Here is a 19,624-nt window from a genome sequence, read left to right on the forward strand (position 1 = left end):
ATGCAAAAAGAAAACTAAAAAGATGAGAAAAAAATTGAATTTTTATTTTATTTTTCTGTAATATTGTTTGAATTAATGTTTGAGTTAATGCTTGAATTATTGTTTGTCAATCTTAAAACGGCTCATATTGTCCTTTAAAATGCCGGCCATCTCATTAACCTCATGAATTGCGCTTCCAATCTCCTCAACAGATGCACTGGTCTCCTGGGCAAGGGCTGCTAACTCCTCAACTTCTCTTAAATTCTCTCCGGTCTCTCTTGCACCGTCATCAGTCGCATTCACTACCACATTTGCAATCTGGGCCTGGTTTTCAATAGCCCGTGCAATCTCGCTCATATTTGATGTGACCTGCTGAGACTGCCCCACAATTTCATTTAATGCGGTAATTGTTGCATCAACGCTTCCAACAGCACTTAAGACACCTTCATTGGCAGACAGAATTGCATCTGCAGTATCACGGCTGTTCTTCTGAATTGATGTTATTACTTTTTCAATATGATCTGTTGCTTTTCTTGCATCGCCGGCAAGGTTTTTGACCTCTCCTGCAACGACTGCAAATCCGCGTCCATGCTCACCTGCACGTGCGGCCTCTATTGCGGCATTTAAGGAGAGGAGATTAATCTGTCCGGTGATATCGTTAATCATCTTCACAATCTTGTTTATCTCTTTTATCTGCTCGTTTAGATCGTTTATTTCATCAACGCTTCTTTTGGTTATACTCCTGACAGACTCCATTTTGTCGTTTGCATCATTTCCAAGCACCTGTGCATCGTTGCCCTTTGTGGTCATATCTTCAGCGTTTTTCAAAACATCCTGAGAAGTTGCGGCAATCTCTTCGTTTGATGCTGAAAGATCTGATATCTGCCTTTGAATATTTTCCATCTTTGAAAGAACCGATCTGCTCAGATCAGCGCATTTCTGGCTTGTCATTGCAACCTGCTCGGTTGCCTTGGCAACCTCATCTGAACCTTTGCTTGCCTCTGATGTTCCAACAGTTACATTAACAACCGCTTTTTGAACCTCATCTATTACATAAACCAGTCTGTCACCAAGTTCGTTTATCGATTTTTTGAATTCAGCAAAATCCCCGCTTACTGGCACTTCATCAGAAAATCGTGCAATGTAATCATTTTCTGCATAACAGCTGATGACTCTCATAGATTCATTTAAAGGTCCTGATATGATATCTAAAGTCTGGTTAAAGCCTTCCATTACTCCCCTGAAATGACCCTCATGCCTTTTTACATCAGTTCTTTCACGGAGATTTCCACTTATTGCGGCGTCTGACAAAAGTTCTGCATCTGAAACCAGATTTTCAATTGCAGATTTTGCTTTTGAAAGACTGGACGAAATCTTAAAAATCAGCTCTCTGGCATCTTTGGTATTTTCATCTGCATCAGAGACAGACAAATCAAGTTCAAGATTGCCTTTGGAGATTTTTTCTATATTATCTGAAATTTTGTCAATCTCATGATTCAGATAACTGTTAAGAGCGTTTTCAGCAGTTAAATCCTGATAAATATAATAATTGATATCTATTTCGCCCGAATCGTTTAAAATCGGAGTCTGGAAAAGTCTCAGATATGTCTTTGTATTGTCCGGCCATGATATTTCCATGTCAGTCTGTGCATTCTTCCTTGTGTTGTAGGAAGCATAGAAATCATCTCCACCGGTAATTTTTATATCGAAGTCATAGAGTTTTTTATTCATCAGCTCTTCATAGCTTCCACGCCAGGCGCGTTCATATTCTTTGTTTAAATCAATTCTTTTCTTATCAGGACCCAATACAGCTATTGCCTGCGGATTGAATTTCACAAAAGAGAACATGCGTTTTTTAAAGACTTCACTATCATCTGCATGCTCAAGCTTTTCAATTACTGTATTTACAGTCTGTGCAAGATTTTTCAATTCAGGACCTGCATCTCTTTCATCAACCCTGACAGAAGTATCTCCCTCAAGAGCCCTTTTAAGAACCCTGTTTATTTTCTCAATGCTCATTTATTCTCATCTCAACAAATTTGATAAAATATTTTGACATTGTTCTTTAACGCTATTAGTTTAACAGACAATAATAATATTTTATTCTTAACAAAAGTTTTCTATTTGGTACTGAATTTTTTTATTCACCATGAAAACCAAATCTGATTTTCATGAAACACTGCATGAAAAATTAGTTTCATGAATGTTTTTTGGAATTTTTTCAGGCAGAATAATTACAATCCAAAAAAATTCAAATGATAAATTATTCAATAAACAAGCTATTCTAATAAAAAATTATTCAAATGATAAATTATTCAATAAACAAACTATTCTAATAAAAGATCAGTTAAATAAATTTTTATAAATTGTGAAAAAATGCTTATTTTATCAGTATAATCCTTTTGTTTTTCAATAATATGCACAATTACAATATTTAAGAATATAATTATATAGACATCGACTCATATAAAAATGGATTTAAATATCTGAATGATTTTCTAACATCAATAGCAGGATTGCAGATGCAAACAGATGATTATATCAATCGCAACACAAATAGTAAATTATTGTCTGATGGTAAATTATTGTCTGCGATATTTCAGAAAGGGAATTTATGCATTTGGAGATTAACATGAAAGTGAGTGTCAGTTACTGGTTTAACAAGGGATTGTCCCTTAGTGAATCCAACATGCATGAAAAAGCTTTGTATTGCTTTGACAAAGCACTTTTACTGGATGAAAATGAGCCTGTAATATGGTTTAAAAAAGGTATTGCACTTTTTCATGTAAAAAGAACAGAAGATGCGATTTCAAGCTTTGAAAAAACATTAGAATTAAACCCTGAAAATGCGGCGGCGTTTAACAACATGGGCGTTGCTCTTTCTGTCTTAAACAGATTTGATGAGGCAAAAGAATGTTTTAAAAAAGCTCTTGAATTAAAGCCCGGAAAACCAGAGGTTTGCGTCAACCAAAACATTTCAAATGAGATGAACAATAAAAGAAATTTATGAAGGCGGTAATGTAAAATGAGGATTATTATCAATGTTGAAGATGAACTCGGCGCAAAAATTGAGAATGCCGCAGATACGCTCAATATAAAAAAAGGTGAATGGATTAAAGATATAATCGCCGGTTATTTTGAGAATACCTCTTTGGAAAACGATTCTTATGACTCAAAGTCTTCTTCGGAAGACTGGATGAATACTATTGAAGTTTTAGAAAATGAAATAAACAATCTTAAAGAAGAAGTTGAAACTCAAAAGGAACTTAAAAATACATACAGCAAATTAATCTCAGAAAAGGATCAAAGAATCGATGATTTAAAGGAGAGTATTTCAAGAATTGAAGCAATAAGCATCACAACAACAGATCAGATTGCATCATCAAAAGATGAAAGGATAAATGATCTGACACATATGATTGATCATCTTCAGGCTCAGGCCGCGGCTCACAGTGCTGCACTTCAGTCTGCAATAAAACCGGCGGCTCTTGAAAGCAAAAACAGCAGATCAGACGCAGATGATTATGAATCTGAAATGATAGAAAAGCCAAAATGGATGTTTTGGAAATAAAGGAAGACGAAGATAAAAAATTAATTTATTGACTTGAATTATTGTCTTTAAAAATCCTCAAAACACAGATACAGATAATAATTGAACAGTTGAAAATCAGCTGTACATAATAAAAAACTTACAGGATAATATTATTTTCATTATTACCCTGCTTTTTTTGTTTATTCTCTTTTGTTTGATTTTTTGTCCTTGTTTGATCTTTCGTTTTTTAATACTTCTCAGTTGCCTGATTTCCGGCAACCAAAAAACTCAGATAAACATAAAATCAGGCAATAATTGAGTTCAATGCTTTCTTTCTTGCCTTTAATGCACCCTCATGCTCCGGTTCAAGCGCAAGAGTCTTTTCAAAGCATTCAAGAGCTTTCTCATATACACCGGTTTGACCATATAAAACACCAAGAGTGAACAAACACTCGGCATTTTCAGAATCCAAAGAAAAAGACTTTTCAAAGCATTTCTTCGCGGCATCATAATATCCCTTCTTTATGAAAACAAGACCCTTTGAGAAGAGATATTCAGGATCATTTAACTGTTTGGACGTTGGTTTGTCAGTCTCATTTATAGTATATAAAATTTTTTCCCGATTTGATGCTGATTCATCAAATGCAACATTCCCCATATCAGATTCGTCTGTGTAATCATCCGGGTAATCATCTTTCACCCTTATTTCACTATTATTCAGACTGCTCTTAGCCTTTTCAGGCAGACCGAATCTTTTAAAGGATTCACGCGGAATTTTGGAAGTTTCCTTTCTTTCCAAGAAGTAAGTTGCATCAATTCCGTTTTTAGCCCATACATTTCCATATTCAGGGTCAATATCTATTGTATTCATATAACAGGACAGTGCCTGCTTATGCATCCCGAGTTTTATGAATGCAAGGCCTGTATTTAAAAGACTCTCAGGATCATCGGGCTTTAGTTTTGAAACAGTTTTAAAGGTTGAAACTGCCTTTTCATACTGACCTGCCGCATAATGAGCCATTCCTTTTGATGTCAGAAGGCCTGCATCCTCCGGTATCATCTCAATCAGCATTTCATAATATCCAATAGTCTCAGAATACCTCTCCATATCAGACAGGAGTGTTATAAGAGAGAGGATATTTCCAGAATTATGCGGGTCAATCCTGACTGCAGTCTGATACAAAACAACTGCTTCTTCAAAATGTTCTAATTTTTCCAAAACAGTGCCTTTTCCTGCAATAAGCCCTGCATCATCTGGTGATTTTACAATTAGCAGATCATATAGTGGCAATGACTCCTTATACCTGCCAAGATTTATCAGACAGCGTACTTTTCCGGTCAACCCTTCATCCAGGCCTTTTTCGACCTCCAAAGCCATATTATATGAAGACAGGGCTTTTTCATACTGACCTGTGGATTCATAAATTTCTCCTAATGAAAGCAGAGCCTCGATATTTTTTGAATCCCTTTTTACAATGCTTTCATAGTCAATTTTCGCATCATCAAATCTTTTTGTCAGCTTTTCACATCTGGCTTTTCCTGCCAGTGCTCTTATGTCTTCAGGATTGTATGTCAAAGCCAGATCATAATTTTTCAGGGCTTCCTCATAAAGCTCTGATTTTAACTGAATTGCACCAATTTCACAATAAATTATGTAGTCATCAACACCGGATGAGAGAATATCCTGATAATCTGAAAGAGCCTCATCATATCTTTCAAGCACTGCAAGCACACGTGCCCTTTCATGCTTTGCGTCTATATCATCCGGTGCCAGTGCAATTGCAACTTCAAATGAATGAAGAGCTTCATCATATTGACCAACAACTCTCTGGACAAGGCCCCGTGAGTACCAAAGTCCTGCATTTTCCGGATTTTGATTGACGAGCCTTTCATAACAGACCAGGGCATCAGAATGACGGTTAAGCTTTACCAAAAGCAGTGCCTTTCTAACCCAGGCCTGTGTGAAATCTTCATTGAATAAGAGTGTTTTATCATAATCTGTAACGGCTTCTTCGATGTTTAATAAAGTCTCATTCAAAAGAGCTTTTTCATACCACAAGGTGTAATCTGACGGTTTTAGCTCAATCAGCTTTTGAATTGTATCCTTTGCATCTTTAAATCTTTCAGATTCTTTAAGAAGAGAAAACACTTCCAGGAGTGCTTTTGTGTCATCCGGCGATTCAGACAGGATCTTTTCATAAGCAATAAGAGCTTCGTTTGAATTGGCCAGAGCCGCCTGTGAACGGGCATATTTTGCAAGATAATCAGACTCCAAAGTCTCAATTCCACCTGCCTTTAAGAAATCAGCAACAGCTTCATTATATTTTTTTATGTCGGCAAACACTGAGGCACGACTTAATAAAGCCACGATACAGTGGGGATTTATGTCAAGGACTTTTTGATATGCCTCTAGTGCACCTTCATAATTATTTTCAGACTTTAATTCATCTGCTTTTTCAAGCCAGTATGATTCACTGAATTCTTCCTCTGTCTCCGGCATAGAGTCTGAATTCTCAAGTTCTGTTAAACCTGAAAACTCCAAATCTGATTCTTCAGAGGGCAATTCAGAATATTCAGATAAATCTGAGAATTCAGACGATAATTCATCATCAAAGGAAGATAATTCACTCTCTAAAGAATCGTCAAGCTCACTTAAGTCAGGAGTAAAGTCAGGAGTAATTACACCTTCATCAATAACTACTTCTTCAGCATCAGGTGATAATTCTAAAGCTAATTCATCATCACTGGAGGATAGTTCATCACCAAAGGGAGATAATTCACTCTCTAAAGAATCATCAAGCTCACTTAAGTCAGGAGTAAAGTCAGGAGTAATTACACCTTCATCAATAACTACTTCTTCAGCATCAGGTGATAATTCTGAAGCTAATTCATCATCACTGGAGGATAATTCATCACCAAAGGGAGATAATTCACTCTCTAAAGAATCATCAAGCTCACTTAAGTCAGGAGTGAAGTCCGGAGTAATTACACCTTCATCAATAACTACTTCTTCAGCATCAGGTGATAATTCTGAAGCTAATTCATCATCACTGGAGGATAATTCATCACCAAAGGGAGATAATTCACTCTCTAAAGAATCGTCAAGCTCACTTAAGTCAGGAGTGAAATCCGGAGTAATTACACCTTCATCAATAACTACTTCTTCAGCATCAGGTGATAATTCTGAAGCTAATTCATCATCACTGGAGGATAATTCATCACCAAAGGGAGATAATTCACTCTCTAAAGAATCATCAAGTTCGCTTAAGTCAGGAACAGGGCCTTCGGAGGCTTCAATTGGTTCCTGCTCCAGGCTCAGATAATCATAATCCGGGTCATCATCAGGATTTTCTAAATTCTCCTCTGAAAAGCCGCTCTCAGAAAATGATTCCTTTGAAGATTCATTTATAATAGATTCATCTACAATAGAACCGTCTGAAAATTCTTCTGAAAAGTTCCCACTTTCCAAAGATTTTTCTTCATCACTGCTGAAACTCATTCTGATTTCATCATCAACAGGATAATATTCTAAAGATTTATCATCTTCTACTGTTTCCTCAGAAAAAGAACATATTATATCTTTGGACGAATCTGAAAAATCACCATCAATGCTTTTTGCCCAGGAAAGCATCTCATCGATCTCATTTAGGACAACATGAATTAATGCAGGATCTTCAGGAACCCTTACATCAACAGAATTTTCGCCTGCGTCAACATAAAGGGCTTTATATTTTCCAAAAAGGCCGGACAAATCACTTTTTTCTGCAGAGTTGAAAGATATTGTATACTCGGATGGAATAAGAAAGCCCTCTTCTCCTTCGTAATATTGTTTTATTGTAATCTCTGCCATTTTAATCATCAGAATTGGATAAAACCTTGTTAATGTTGCAAATTAGATTGTATATATATTTTTACACTCATTTACACTTATTGAAGAATCTTTCTTAGTTTAATAACAAGATGATTCATTCTTGACACATATATTATTTTTAAAAAAAATATTTCCAAATTGTTATTATCACTACAATATCAAAGGTTTGATTCTTACAATAAATCACATTGTGATTACATAAAACAGTGCATGAAAAATTTCACAACTGTTTTTTTTTAACTTATTTGCCTATTTTGTTTCTTTTGTTTATTTTGTTTCTTTGTTCCTTTTGTTTATTTTATTTCTTTGTTTCTTTTGTTTATTTTGTTTCTTTGTTCCTTTTGTTTCTTTGTTCCTTTTGTTTATTTTGTTTCTTTGTTCCTTTTGTTTATTTTATTTCTTTGTTTCTTTGTTTCTTTGTTTCTTTGTTTCTTTGTTTCTTTTGTTTCATGGTCTAAATTAATCAAAATAATTCAATGAAATAATTAGTCCTGTTTTATACTGTCTCTATGGGTATTGCTTAGCAATTTTAAAATTCTCTCTCCAATCGCATCACATTTTTTAATTGCATGCTCATCCTTTAAAATGTCTCCTTCTTTGAATCCTCTTCCGGAGACAAACCCAAGTGAGGAAAAACCATGAGTATTTACAAAACCTTCAAGAGTTGCAAGAGTGCGTTCACATCCCCGGTCTGCACAGACAGAAATTACAACAGCATTCTTTCCCGCCAGTTTTCTGTCATGGTACAGAGAATATGTCCTGTCTATGAAATTTTTTGAGTGCCCGTTTACATCATAGAAATATGTTGGCGATCCAATAATCAGCACATCACATTCAATCATCTTTTCCGCAACAGCATTCCAGTCATCTTTTTGAACACACCATTTGGATTCTTTGCATTTTTCACATCCAATACAGGGCTTTATGTTTAATCCTGAAAGTGAGATATATTCAGTTTCAAATTCAGAACAGCCTTCAGAGTCAATATATTCAATTATTTTTTTTACAAGAATTGCGGTGTTGCCATTTTTTCTTATGCTTCCCGAGATTCCAAGAACTTTCATACTTTCTATTCATAACGTTATATTAATAAATATTTGGCATAATAACAACAAAATCCCGCAGGCATTTAAAAATTAACACTCAGATTTCAAAAATGTTTTTGTATCAATTATCTGCAAATTAAGCCCCAAATCAGCAGATATCTGTTTTAATTCATTCAAGGGATCACTTTTTCTAAAATAAAGATGAGAAAGGCACTTACAGTCACTACATCCAAAGCCAATAACACAATCACCACCAAGCATTCCGGCCGCCCTGCACTCATATTTTTCAGAAGTGTTTAAAAAAACGGCATATTCCAAATTAAATTCAGAAGATTTCAACAGATAATCTACATGCCAGCGTTCCTTTTTGTCCTTTTTTTCTGAAAGAAGAAAATGCCTTCTGACTCTTTTTATTCCGGAATTTCCAAGAGCAGAACCAACATATACATGAAAGCCTTCCTGAAAACCTAAAAACCCAAGCGCTCCTGTCAAAACTTCAGCATAAGAATTTTCAAAAACAAGAAAATAAATTCCGGTTTGTTTCATTTTCAAAATCAGACCCCCTGTGAATATTAAAAAAGGTTCAAGAAATAATAAAATTAGTCTTTCATTCTTTCATGCAACATCATTCATGTATGCAACGGATATAGCAAAAACCAGAGTTTTCATGAAACACGGATATGGTTTGCTACCAGATATGCCCCCCCGGGCCCTTATTTCTTGTTTTTTGTCTCATTTTCAATTTAATTTGTGTAGATTTGTTATTATATGTATGACATCTCAATTGAACGAAGTGCCGCTTTAATATGCAGATTTCCATTATTTATGACAGGAAGACCATGACCCGGATAAAGGCCTTCAACGTCAAGCAATGAGAGCTTTTTTATTGATTCTTTAAGCTGGTTTATACTACCTCCCGGAAAATCAAACCTCCCGAAACCTCCGTCTGTAAACACAGTGTCGCCAGAAACCAAATCTTTTGTATCCCTGTTATAAAGGCAAATGCATCCGGGAGTATGTCCCGGGGTATGAATCACCTCAAACGGGCCAATGGTCTCGCCTTCCTGTAAAATTCTGTCAGGAACAATCCCCGGACTTCTTGCAGAAAACTGGATAGACAGGCTTTTTGAATCATCATTTAACCCTTTGGCATCAGCTTCATGAATACACACTTCTGCACCGCTCATATAAGCGGCTTCTTTTACATGAGCAATATGATCAAAATGACAGTGAGTTAAGACAATAGTCTCTATTTCATCTTTGAATTTTTCAAAAGACATAGGAAACATGCCTGCGTCAAACAAAATTCCATCTGAAAAATAGGAGTTTGAATAATAGCCTTCTCCCCTTATCCATTCAATAGACATTGGTAGTAGTTTTTAGCTAACAGGTACAAATTAATATCCATGCAGACTCTGATCAGGGAGTGCAAATCAGGCGTTCCTGAGAATGTAATTTCCGCAGCAAACAGAGAAAAAACTGACGGTGAGAAGCTTGCACAGGCAATAGCCAACGGAAGAGCAGTAGTATGCGGCAATAAAAGGCGTGAACACACTCTTTGTGCAATTGGTGAGAACTGTAGCGTTAAAGTAAATGTAAATATCGGAACATCCGGTGCAAGATGTGATCCTGCACTTGAACTGAAAAAGGCAGAATGTGCACTAAAAGAAGGCGCTGACGCAATAATGGATCTCTCAACAGGCGGAGATTTAAGTGCAATCCGAAAAGAGATACTAAAACTTGACACAACAGTCGGCACTGTTCCTGTCTATGAAGCAGTCCGCCGTGCAGGAAATGCTTTGGATGTTGATGCAGATCTCCTTTTCAATGTAATACGCGACCACTGCAGGCAGGGTGTTGATTTCCTGACACTTCACTGCGGCGTCACACTTGAGACATTAAAGGCATTAAGAGACGATAAAAGAGTAATGGGTGTTGTATCAAGGGGAGGTGCGTTTCACACCGCAATGATGGCATCATCAGGTGAAGAAAATCCTCTTTACAGTGAATTTGATTACCTCCTTGAAATTCTCGCAGAGGATGACGTTACAATATCATTAGGTGACGGAATGCGTCCCGGTGCTATGGTTGACGCTGTTAAGCGTGCAAAAACTGTCGAATACTTAAATCTGGGTGAGCTTTCCAAACGAAGTCTTGATGCAGGTATTATGAGAATGATTGAAGGGCCGGGCCACATCCCAATTCATCAGATTGAATATAATGTGAAGATGATTAAGGAGTTAAGCGGTTATGCTCCTCTTTACCTGTTAGGTCCGCTTGTAACTGACATTGTGCCGGGCTACGATCATGTTTCAGGCGCAATCGGAGGCTCAATTGCGGCTGTATCCGGTGCAGACTTTTTGTGCATGGTGTCACCATCAGAACATCTTGCGCTTCCTGACATTGATGACATAAGAGAAGGAACAAGGGTAGCAAAACTTGCGGCGCATGTCGGAGATACAGTCAGAATGAAAGAGCGCTGGTTTGAAACAGGCGAGGCTCAAATGGCAGAAGCCAGAAGAGATCTTGACTGGGAAAGGCAGTTTTCACTTGCGATATACGGAGAACACGCCAAAAAAATTCACGAGCGTGACGGAGATATTGAAACATGCTCCATGTGCGGCGACCTCTGCGCTGTAAAAATCGTCCGCGACATGCTTTGATAAGTAAAACAAACGATGAACAAGATGACCAATAAAAATTTCATGAAGCAAGTGTTTCATTCATGATTATCAAAAAACAGATTTGATTTGCAATGAAAGTTACTCTGTAACTTACATGAAACCGTGCATGAAATATAATTTCATGAACGTTTTTATAGCAAATTTACCTACAATTTACAAAAAATTATTTTTTGCGCTTATTATCTCTTATTTTTTTCTCTTATTTTTTAATTAACGAGCGTTATTCTGTTTCTAAGGCTTTCAGAATCTTTAAAGCAAGATGCGCCGCATTTGCTCCATTGTCAATCCCGACACATGCGACAGGAACACCTCTTGGCATCTGGACTATTGATAACAGTGCATCAAGTCCTCCGAGTGTGCCTGAGACAGGAACGCCAATTACAGGCTTTTTTGTTCTTGATGCAACAACTCCCGGAAGTGCCGCGGATAGTCCTGCGATGCAGATGAAAACCTTTGCATCTGATGAATTTACATATTCGTCAAGCTCGTCAGGGTTTCTGTGCGCTGATAAAACAGCATAATCGAACAAAACATTGTTCTCCTTTAAAACAGCTCTTGCTTTTTCAACAATATGCTCGTCTGATGCCGAACCTGCAATTATTGCCACATCTGCCATGTAATAATCTATGCTTTCAGATGTGATTTAAGTTTTTGATTATTTTAAATGCCAAATTCAGATACGAATTTTTATAACACAAATTATATTCTTCAGTTCAAAAAATTCAAACAGCTTTTAAGATCAAAATAAATATAGAGTCAATCAGGTAATAATCAATGAATATTTATAACAAAAAATCGCTTTAGAAGATAAATATTGATCTATTAAACAATTTGTAAGGACTAGTTAATGGAATCTGAAATAATAACTGTAATATTATGGCTGACATTCATTAAATTCAGCCAAATGACAATCTATCCCCATCTTAAACCTGCTTTTGGTAATTTATCATATGGATTGTCTTACCCTGCCGGCATGCTTTTATTTACTCTTATATCTTGGTATCTTGGTTTTATGAATCTGCCTTTTCAGCTGTTGTTTGTTCCGTTTTTCTTTTCAGGAGTTTACGCAATCTGGAAAAAAATGTATAATCTCTGTGAAATAAAGTCCCTTTTAAAATGGGACATAATATTTTTCGGAGTATTTCTGATTACGCTTATTTTCAGAATAAAATTTGACAATCTTGCAATTACCCAGATTCCTGAGCAATATATGAATGCTGCATTCATTGGTAGTATTATGAATCAGCCAGTTGTAACCCCTGTGGACCCATGGTTTGCAGGAGAGTCACTTACAATTTATTATTACCTTGGCCACTGGATGATGGGCGTTTTAGGAGGACTTACAGGTGGAATTCATACAGTTGTTTTTAATCTGACTCTTCCGACAGTATTTGGACTATTTGCAGTTTCAGCATATGCAATAGGAAATCTGGTTTTAAAGCGTCATCAATGGTTACCCCTTCTTATAATGATAATTCCAAATGCCGCGGCTTTATGGTATATAACACAAATAGGAAAACTTGGAGTTGCCGGTGTTGCTTCAAATATCATCAATACTGCTAATGGAGTGAATCCAACTCCTTTTTACAAGGTACTTATAGGTGCTCCTCATGGTATGGTGTTCAGCTGGTTTAATCAAATTTTTTTCCTGTGTCTAATTACAATTATGCTTTTAAACTGGAAAAAAATGGAAAAAAAAGGTCGATATATCCTTCTCTTCTTCTTATCATTATCACTTGGAACAATGCCGTGTATGCATGCATGGGATGTATTTGTTTATGCGCCCGTATACCTGCTTACATGTTTTATCGTATGGTACACTGCTGAAAATCATGATTTTTCAAAAATCTTTCCATTTATTCTAGTGCCGGTTTTATCTATATTACTATATATTCCCTTTCTCAGTTCTATGCTCTCAGGAAACAGTGCAGTAAGCGGAATCGCAATATCAATACCTACGGGATTTATTGAATTTTTGGGAGTGTATCTTTTTATTATAGCAATTATTATAATTCACGGATTTAGTGCTCTCAAAAAATACCCTGTATTAATGATTATTCCAGTAATATTTGGTTTATTGGGATATTCTGTTGCAGGAATACTATTATTTTGCATTTTATTACTGATTGGTAAAAAAAATGTACTTCCGGAAACATTGTTTGGAATTATCGGGCTGGGGATATTATTTGTTATTGAATTTATTTATATAAATGACGGAATTCAGGGTGTAATTGCCACTCAGTATAATACAACTGTAAAATTTGGAGTAATCGCATGTATAATGCTCCTCATATCAGTTATAATTATTACCGGACGATGGCTTGAAAATTATTTTTTCCAGATTAAAGAGAAGCATGTTTTTGCAGTATTAGCAGTTATTTTTATTTTATTTGTAATATTCCCGGTAAATATCAGTGTTGGAGAAACATTTGGCTATCCAAACAATAACAGCCTTGATGGCAAAAACTGGATGCAAAAATATTATCATTCAGATTATGAAGGAATTTCATATTTACTGGAAAATGCAAAACCAGATGATGTTATTGTAGAGGCACCAGGCGATGATAAGTCTTATTTGGGACGTGTATCTGTTATGACCGGCTTGTCAACAATATTAGGGCGGGTTTCTCATGAAAATCACTGGCGTAACGGAGACAATCAAATCCTTGAAAGGCAAAAAGATATTCAATTGATATATGAAGACCCGACAAAAACAATTGAAATCATGAATAAATATAATGCTGATTATTTATTTGTAGGCGATTCTGAACTAAAGAAATATAATGTATCCTTACCATCATCAGGTATTTCCGAAGTTTTTAAAGCTGATTCTGTAACTATTTATAAACCTGATATACAAAAAATATAGGCACAATAAATGACTAATCCAAAACTGACTGTTGCAATCCTTGTCTACAATGATGTTGAAGCTTTGAAACATGCAATTCCAAAATCTGTTGAAATACTGAATTGTCTGAATATTTCTTATGAAATTCTTATTACAGAAGATGCAAGTACTGATGGAAGTTATGAAGTAGCTCTGGATTTTTCCAAAGATCCCCATATCCGTGTAAATCACAGTGATATGCGCCGCGGTAAAGGCGGGGCTATAAATGATGCCCTTGAGGATTCATCTGGAGAAATTTTCTGTTTTTATGATGTTGACCTCTCAACAGACTTAAGATCCTTAGAAGAACTTATAACAAATATTCAAAATGGTGCTGACATTGCAATAGGGTCACGTCTGGCCCCAGGAAGTCAAGTTAACCGCAAAGGAGGGAGAAACACTGCCAGTATAATTTATAATAAGTTTGTCCGGATCATTTTGAAAAGTAAAATCCAGGATCATCAGTGTGGATTTAAAGCATTTAACAAAGAGCGCCTGAAAAAAATTATGCCTTATATTTCTGCAAAAAAATGGACATGGGATACAGAAGTATTGGCTCTTGGTCAAAAATGGGGATATAAAATTATTGAAATTCCTGTTGTGTGGACTCAGACAGGGAAAACAAATCTTTGTTTCCATGATGTTTTAGATATGGGCTGGTCTGTCCTGAAATTTGCTGTAAAAATCCGTAGTTTTCCAGATAAAATATAATAATCTCAATATTCTGAAAAAAACGTTCATGAAACAATGGTTTCATGAAAAACAAATTTGATCTTCACAATAAATGAACTACTATTAGGAATCATTCTAAACAAACACAATGCCATGAAAAAAAGAGGACATTTTTTTTAAGTTGAATTAATAGCTTTTTGAATTAAATCGTGCGCGAAATAATTTGTGAAAAAATCTAAGAATAATAATACTAAAAAAATTAGATTAAAAATTAACTTTTTTCCTTGGAAATAAGATATTTAAATGAAATCCCGTTCAAAACAAAATATAACAAATGTCAGTAATATTAATTTCCCCTGTGAAATAAAGTGAAAAAAATACGAACAAAAATAAGATATTGATTTAAAATAATTATACTGATTTTTATGCAGGACGAAACACTTCTAATGATGCCAGGGCCTGTCCCAATGCCCCAGCGTGTCAGAATGGCAATGGCAAAACAGGCAATAAACCACAGAGGAGCAGAGTTTGGCGAATGCTTCGAAGATATAAACAGAATGCTCAAACCTGTTTTTGGAACAGAAAACGACATATTAGTAATCTCAGGTTCAGGCAGTGCCGGAATGGAAGCGGCCGTTGCAAACTTCTGTGCAAAAAAGAAGGTTGTATCACTTGTCAACGGAAAGTTTGGCGACCGTTTATACAAAATAAGCAAACTGTACTCTGATGAGGCAACAGGCCTTGCATCTGAATGGGGAACGCCTCTTGACCTTGAAAAATTAAAAGAAGAGCTTGAAAACGGCGCTGAAGCTGTAACACTTGTCCACAACGAAACGTCTGCGGCTATAAAAAACCCGGCAGAAGAGATAGGAAAACTTTGCAGAAAGCATGATGCACTATTTATTATGGACGGCATCACGTCAATCGGCGGCGATGTTGTTAAGGCTGACAAATGGGGAGCAGACATTGCAATTGTCGGATCACAAAAATGTCTTGCCGCACCGGCAGGATTAGCTGCTGTATCAGTATCCGAGAAAGCCTGGGAGAATATCGCTGAATGGAGACCATTATACCTGGATCTTTTGGCATACAAAAAGAGTGCTCAAAAAAGTCAGACACCCTACACTCCGGCAGTCCCACTTTTCTTCGCATTAAGAGAGGCCTTGAGAATTGTCGAAGAAGAAGGTCTTGAAAACAGAATAGCCCGCCACAAAAACATGGCAGATGCGGTTCGTGCCGCTGCAAAGGCATGGGGACTTGAACTTTTCCCAAAGCTTGACAAATACCATGAATATTCAAACACTGCTACAGCAATCTGCTACCCTGAAGGCATCGAAGACTCAAAATTCCGCGGCGCAATTAATAGGATGGGCATTGAAATCTCCGGCGGACAGGATGAGCTCAAAGGAAAGATTTTCAGAATCGGAACAATGGGTGCAACAGGAGCACCTGAAGTAATGGCGGTTTTGTCTGCTGTTCAAAAGACATTAAAAGAGCAGGGCAAAACCCCTCAGTCATGCGGAGTTATGGCCGCCGCAGAAGTATTGAAGGTCTAAAGGAGCATCTGATATAACTATGAAAATAGGTGTTTGTGACACAACATTCTCCCGCGTCAATATGGGTGCTATTGCAATAGACGAACTCAGGAGGCATGCAAGTGTCTCGATTGAGCGCTATACAGTTCCGGGAGTAAAGGATCTTCCGGTTGCCGCAAAAAAACTTATTGAAGAACGCGAATGCGATATCGTAATGGCTCTTGGAATGCCAGGCGGTGTCGATAAGGATAAAATGTGTGCCCATGAAGCTTCACAGGGGCTCATTAAAGCACAGCTCATGACAAACACCCACATCATAGAAGTTTTTGTCCATGAGGATGAGGCAAAGAACGATAATGAACTTGCATGGCTTGCGGAGAGAAGAACACGTGAGCATGCCGAAAATGCAGTAAGACTAATTCTTCGTCCTGACGACCTTATAAAAATGGCAGGGACTGGCCAGAGGCAGGGATTTGAAGACGCAGGGCCTGCAAGACGCTAATTTCAAAAATAACAAAAAATTTTCTTTTTTGAAAGTTGCACATATAGTAACATATAAATAATATAAATTAAAAAATAAAGGCAGAATCAGCCATTTGGAATATCTGCATAAAATTAAGATTTTACCATTGTATAAACCAAACCTGATTTTCATAATAACCGTTGCATGAAAAATTAGTATGATAAGTTCGATAATTAATTTCATGAACGTTTTTCTGGGAATTTGTAGAGGTTGAGTCCTTGATTTAAGATTGATCACTAAGGTTAATCAGTCTAATCTCTCTGATAAAATCTTTTTTTGCATATGTTTCAAAAACACAGGGGGATTTATTGCATGTTATCTGATAAAAGAAGAAAAAAACAATACTACTATAGCTGTATATTAGACAGTCTTAGTGCTTTTTTTAAAAAAGAATTTTATAGCGGCTTTTTTCAATCATCATTAAATCAGCCTGAAAACAACCGGATTTATTGAAATCTGTATAATCTGAAGAAAACCTAAAATAAACTAAAAAAAGCCCGGTTTTAAAAAGATAAGCACAATTTCCGGTGTAAAAAAGCCAATTAAAATTAAACCTTCGATAATTATGAAAATATATTCAGAGAAACAAAAAACAATTGCAGACAGAATAGATAATGAAAATACACTTTCAAACTGGAAAGACTGGAAGTGGCAGATAAAAAACACAATAAGGGATATTCCTACCTTTGAGAGACTTTCAGGAATTACATTTCCTGAAGATAAAAGAGAAAAACTTGAAAATACTCTTGAAAAGTTTCCAATGGCAGTAACTCCTTATTACCTCTCGCTCATTGAGATAGAAGATTACGAAAACGATCCAATATTCATGCAGTCATGCCCTTCAGAGCACGAAATAACAATAACACGGGATGAGATGAGCGATCCCCTATCTGAAGATCTGGACAGTCCTGTCCCGGGTATTACTCACCGCTATCCTGACAGAGTGCTCTTCATGATAAGCAACATCTGCGCGATGTACTGCCGCCACTGCACAAGAAAAAGAAGGGTAGGCGATTGCGAGTATATTCCCGACAAGGCGGAAATAAGCAAGGGAATTGATTATATCAACAATAACTCTCGGGTAAGGGATGTTTTGCTCTCAGGCGGAGATCCCCTGATGCTTGACAATGATTATCTTGAATACATCTTATCCGAGTTGTCAGATATCCGTCATGTAGAAATTATCAGGCTTGGAAGCAGAATGCCTGTAGTACTTCCTTACAGAATCGACTATGATCTTGTCGAGATGATAAAACAGTACCACCCTGTGTGGCTCAACACTCACTTCAATCACCCAAGAGAGATTACAGGATCGTCTACTGAAGCTTTAAGAAAACTTGCAGACGGCGGAATTCCGCTTGGCAACCAGTCTGTCCTTTTGGCGGGCGTAAACGACTGTCCAAGAATTATGAAATCACTTTTCCAAAAGCTCCTTATAAACAGGGTAAGACCCTACTACCTGTATCAGTGCGATCTCTCCGAAGGATTATCACACTTCAGAACGCCGATTGGAAAGGGAATTGAAATTATAGAAAGCCTGAGAGGACACACATCAGGACTTGCAGTGCCAACCTACGTTGTTGATGCACCAGGCGGCGGAGGAAAAATACCACTTATGCCAAATTATCTGATGTCATGGTCGTCAAACAAAGTGGTTCTTAGAAACTATGAGGGAGTAATCTGTACATACAAAGAGCCTGATACATATGAGCCGCTTTTCTGCGACAGGAAATGTGATGATTGTAATCTTCAGCTGAAGCTTGACAATGCGTCTGAGATAAAATCGATTGGTATTGAAAGGCTTCTTTGCGATTATGACGATACAATATCCCTCTACCCTGAAGACAACGAGAGAATGGGAAGACGTGATGATGCAGATGAAGAATAATGATAATGATGAAATCTGCCTGCTTTTAAATTCATTAATTCAGCACGGGCCTAACAACAAACGTGTTTATTTAATGAAGCTAAACAGCAGTGATTATCCTGCAATTATTGATGAAATTGAAAAGATAGTTTATGAAAACAACTACTCAAAATCATTTGTCAAAGTTTCTGAAAGTTACGCATCGGGTTTTTTATCAAACGGATATGTATGCGAAGGAATAATTCCAGGGATGTTTGGAGAAGAAGAGGATGGATATTTTCTGTCAAAATTTTATGATGAAAATAGATCTGTTGCAGAACAGGGAATCATAAATGATAAGATTTTGGAGAGGAGAAAAGGCAAACAAAGTTCTTTTCCTGACAATAATAAATCCGGTGCCAAAACTTCTGATCAAAATAAGTCTGATGGTAATAATTCAGATGAAAAAATATCAAACGGAATTAAACAAAATAAAGCAGGAATCCTTCCGGACGGCTTTGTCATAAGAGAAGCTGGCTTTTCGGATTCAGAAGCGCTGGCAAAACTTTTTAAGAAAACTTTTGAAAGCTACCCCTTTCCGGTGGATGATCCTTCCTACATTAAAAAAACGATGGATGAGGAAATTATATACTTTGGAATCTGGAAAGACGATATTCTTGTCTCTGCGGCATCCTCTGAAACTGACTCTGCCTCAAAAAGTGTTGAGATGACTGATTTTGCAACCTCTGAGGAGTTTGGAGGAAGAGGTTTTGCAGGCATGATTTTGGATTTTATGGAAAAAGAGATGAAGAAAAGAGGATTTATCACCTCATATACAATTGCAAGGGCCGCTTTTTTACCTGTAAACCTTTTGTTTTACAACCGGGGCTACAGGTTCTGCGGAACTTTGATAAAAAATACAAATATCTGCGGTTCGTTTGAATCAATGAATCTCTGGTATAAAAGACTTTAATTAAAGACTTTTATTCAAAAATACTTCAAAATACTTAGTTTAAATTCAAATTGGCTTTAATTTAACCTTTTTAACT

The 19,624-nt window shown here is 36.6% G+C and carries 15 protein-coding genes; 9 read left to right on the plus strand and 6 right to left on the minus strand.

Annotated features, from left to right (window positions below; translation table 11 throughout):
• Positions 1-96 precede the first annotated feature (96 nt).
• Positions 97-1,998 carry a methyl-accepting chemotaxis protein gene (locus L1994_RS09290; RefSeq protein ID WP_278099163.1) on the minus strand — a complete coding sequence of 634 codons (1,902 nt, stop codon included), beginning with the start codon at positions 1,996-1,998 and terminating at the stop codon, positions 97-99.
• A gap of 613 nt (positions 1,999-2,611) precedes the next feature.
• Between L1994_RS09290 and L1994_RS09295 the strand changes: the two genes are divergently transcribed.
• Positions 2,612-2,989, plus strand: a complete 378-nt coding sequence (locus tag L1994_RS09295) for a tetratricopeptide repeat protein (protein ID WP_278099164.1) — start codon at positions 2,612-2,614, stop codon at positions 2,987-2,989.
• A gap of 15 nt (positions 2,990-3,004) precedes the next feature.
• The gene (locus tag L1994_RS09300) at positions 3,005-3,550 is read left to right on the plus strand and encodes a hypothetical protein (protein WP_278099165.1); all 546 of its coding nucleotides are present in this window, start codon (positions 3,005-3,007) and stop codon (positions 3,548-3,550) included.
• 265 nt (positions 3,551-3,815) lie between these two features.
• On the opposite strand, the gene L1994_RS09305 is transcribed toward L1994_RS09300, so the two are convergent.
• The 4 genes from L1994_RS09305 to L1994_RS09320 form a co-directional block, all read right to left on the minus strand.
• Positions 3,816-7,370: a tetratricopeptide repeat protein gene (locus L1994_RS09305; RefSeq protein ID WP_278099166.1), complete on the minus strand. Its 3,555-nt coding sequence runs from the start codon at positions 7,368-7,370 to the stop codon at positions 3,816-3,818.
• Between the two features lie 497 nt (positions 7,371-7,867).
• Positions 7,868-8,446 (minus strand): flavodoxin family protein, encoded by a 579-nt coding sequence (locus L1994_RS09310; RefSeq protein ID WP_278099167.1) that lies wholly within the window; start codon positions 8,444-8,446, stop codon positions 7,868-7,870.
• A gap of 72 nt (positions 8,447-8,518) precedes the next feature.
• Positions 8,519-8,974, minus strand: coding sequence for a GIY-YIG nuclease family protein (locus tag L1994_RS09315; RefSeq protein WP_278100838.1), 456 nt, complete (start codon positions 8,972-8,974; stop codon positions 8,519-8,521).
• A 218-nt stretch (positions 8,975-9,192) separates the two neighbouring features.
• On the minus strand, positions 9,193-9,795 hold the full coding sequence (locus L1994_RS09320; RefSeq protein WP_278099168.1) for an MBL fold metallo-hydrolase: 603 nt from the start codon (positions 9,793-9,795) through the stop codon (positions 9,193-9,195).
• A gap of 39 nt (positions 9,796-9,834) precedes the next feature.
• Here L1994_RS09320 and thiC point away from each other — a divergent pair, with 39 nt between their 5' ends.
• Positions 9,835-11,091, plus strand: a complete 1,257-nt coding sequence (gene thiC / locus L1994_RS09325; protein ID WP_278099169.1) for a phosphomethylpyrimidine synthase ThiC — start codon at positions 9,835-9,837, stop codon at positions 11,089-11,091.
• A 241-nt stretch (positions 11,092-11,332) separates the two neighbouring features.
• Here thiC and L1994_RS09330 read toward each other — a convergent pair whose 3' ends face one another.
• On the minus strand, positions 11,333-11,728 hold the full coding sequence (locus L1994_RS09330) for a 5-(carboxyamino)imidazole ribonucleotide mutase (protein WP_278099170.1): 396 nt from the start codon (positions 11,726-11,728) through the stop codon (positions 11,333-11,335).
• Between the two features lie 231 nt (positions 11,729-11,959).
• Between L1994_RS09330 and L1994_RS09335 the strand changes: the two genes are divergently transcribed.
• The 6 genes from L1994_RS09335 to ablB all read left to right on the plus strand — a co-directional run bounded on the left by L1994_RS09335 (position 11,960) and on the right by ablB (position 19,548).
• Positions 11,960-13,981: a DUF2298 domain-containing protein gene (locus L1994_RS09335; RefSeq protein WP_278099171.1), complete on the plus strand. Its 2,022-nt coding sequence runs from the start codon at positions 11,960-11,962 to the stop codon at positions 13,979-13,981.
• A gap of 9 nt (positions 13,982-13,990) precedes the next feature.
• Positions 13,991-14,710 (plus strand): glycosyltransferase, encoded by a 720-nt coding sequence (locus L1994_RS09340; RefSeq protein WP_278099172.1) that lies wholly within the window; start codon positions 13,991-13,993, stop codon positions 14,708-14,710.
• Positions 14,711-15,096: 386 nt separating this feature from the next.
• The gene (locus tag L1994_RS09345) at positions 15,097-16,227 is read left to right on the plus strand and encodes a pyridoxal-phosphate-dependent aminotransferase family protein (protein ID WP_278099173.1); all 1,131 of its coding nucleotides are present in this window, start codon (positions 15,097-15,099) and stop codon (positions 16,225-16,227) included.
• Positions 16,228-16,246: 19 nt separating this feature from the next.
• On the plus strand, positions 16,247-16,708 hold the full coding sequence (gene ribC, locus L1994_RS09350) for a riboflavin synthase (protein ID WP_278099174.1): 462 nt from the start codon (positions 16,247-16,249) through the stop codon (positions 16,706-16,708).
• Positions 16,709-17,294: 586 nt separating this feature from the next.
• Positions 17,295-18,617, plus strand: a complete 1,323-nt coding sequence (kamA, locus tag L1994_RS09355) for a lysine 2,3-aminomutase (RefSeq protein WP_278099175.1) — start codon at positions 17,295-17,297, stop codon at positions 18,615-18,617.
• The gene (ablB, locus tag L1994_RS09360) at positions 18,607-19,548 is read left to right on the plus strand and encodes a putative beta-lysine N-acetyltransferase (RefSeq protein WP_278099176.1); all 942 of its coding nucleotides are present in this window, start codon (positions 18,607-18,609) and stop codon (positions 19,546-19,548) included. The genes kamA and ablB overlap by 11 nt, the downstream gene beginning before the upstream one ends.
• The last annotated feature ends 76 nt before the right edge of the window (positions 19,549-19,624 follow it).

It is taken from the genome of Methanomicrobium antiquum, from assembly GCF_029633915.1.
GTDB lineage: Archaea > Halobacteriota > Methanomicrobia > Methanomicrobiales > Methanomicrobiaceae > Methanomicrobium > Methanomicrobium antiquum.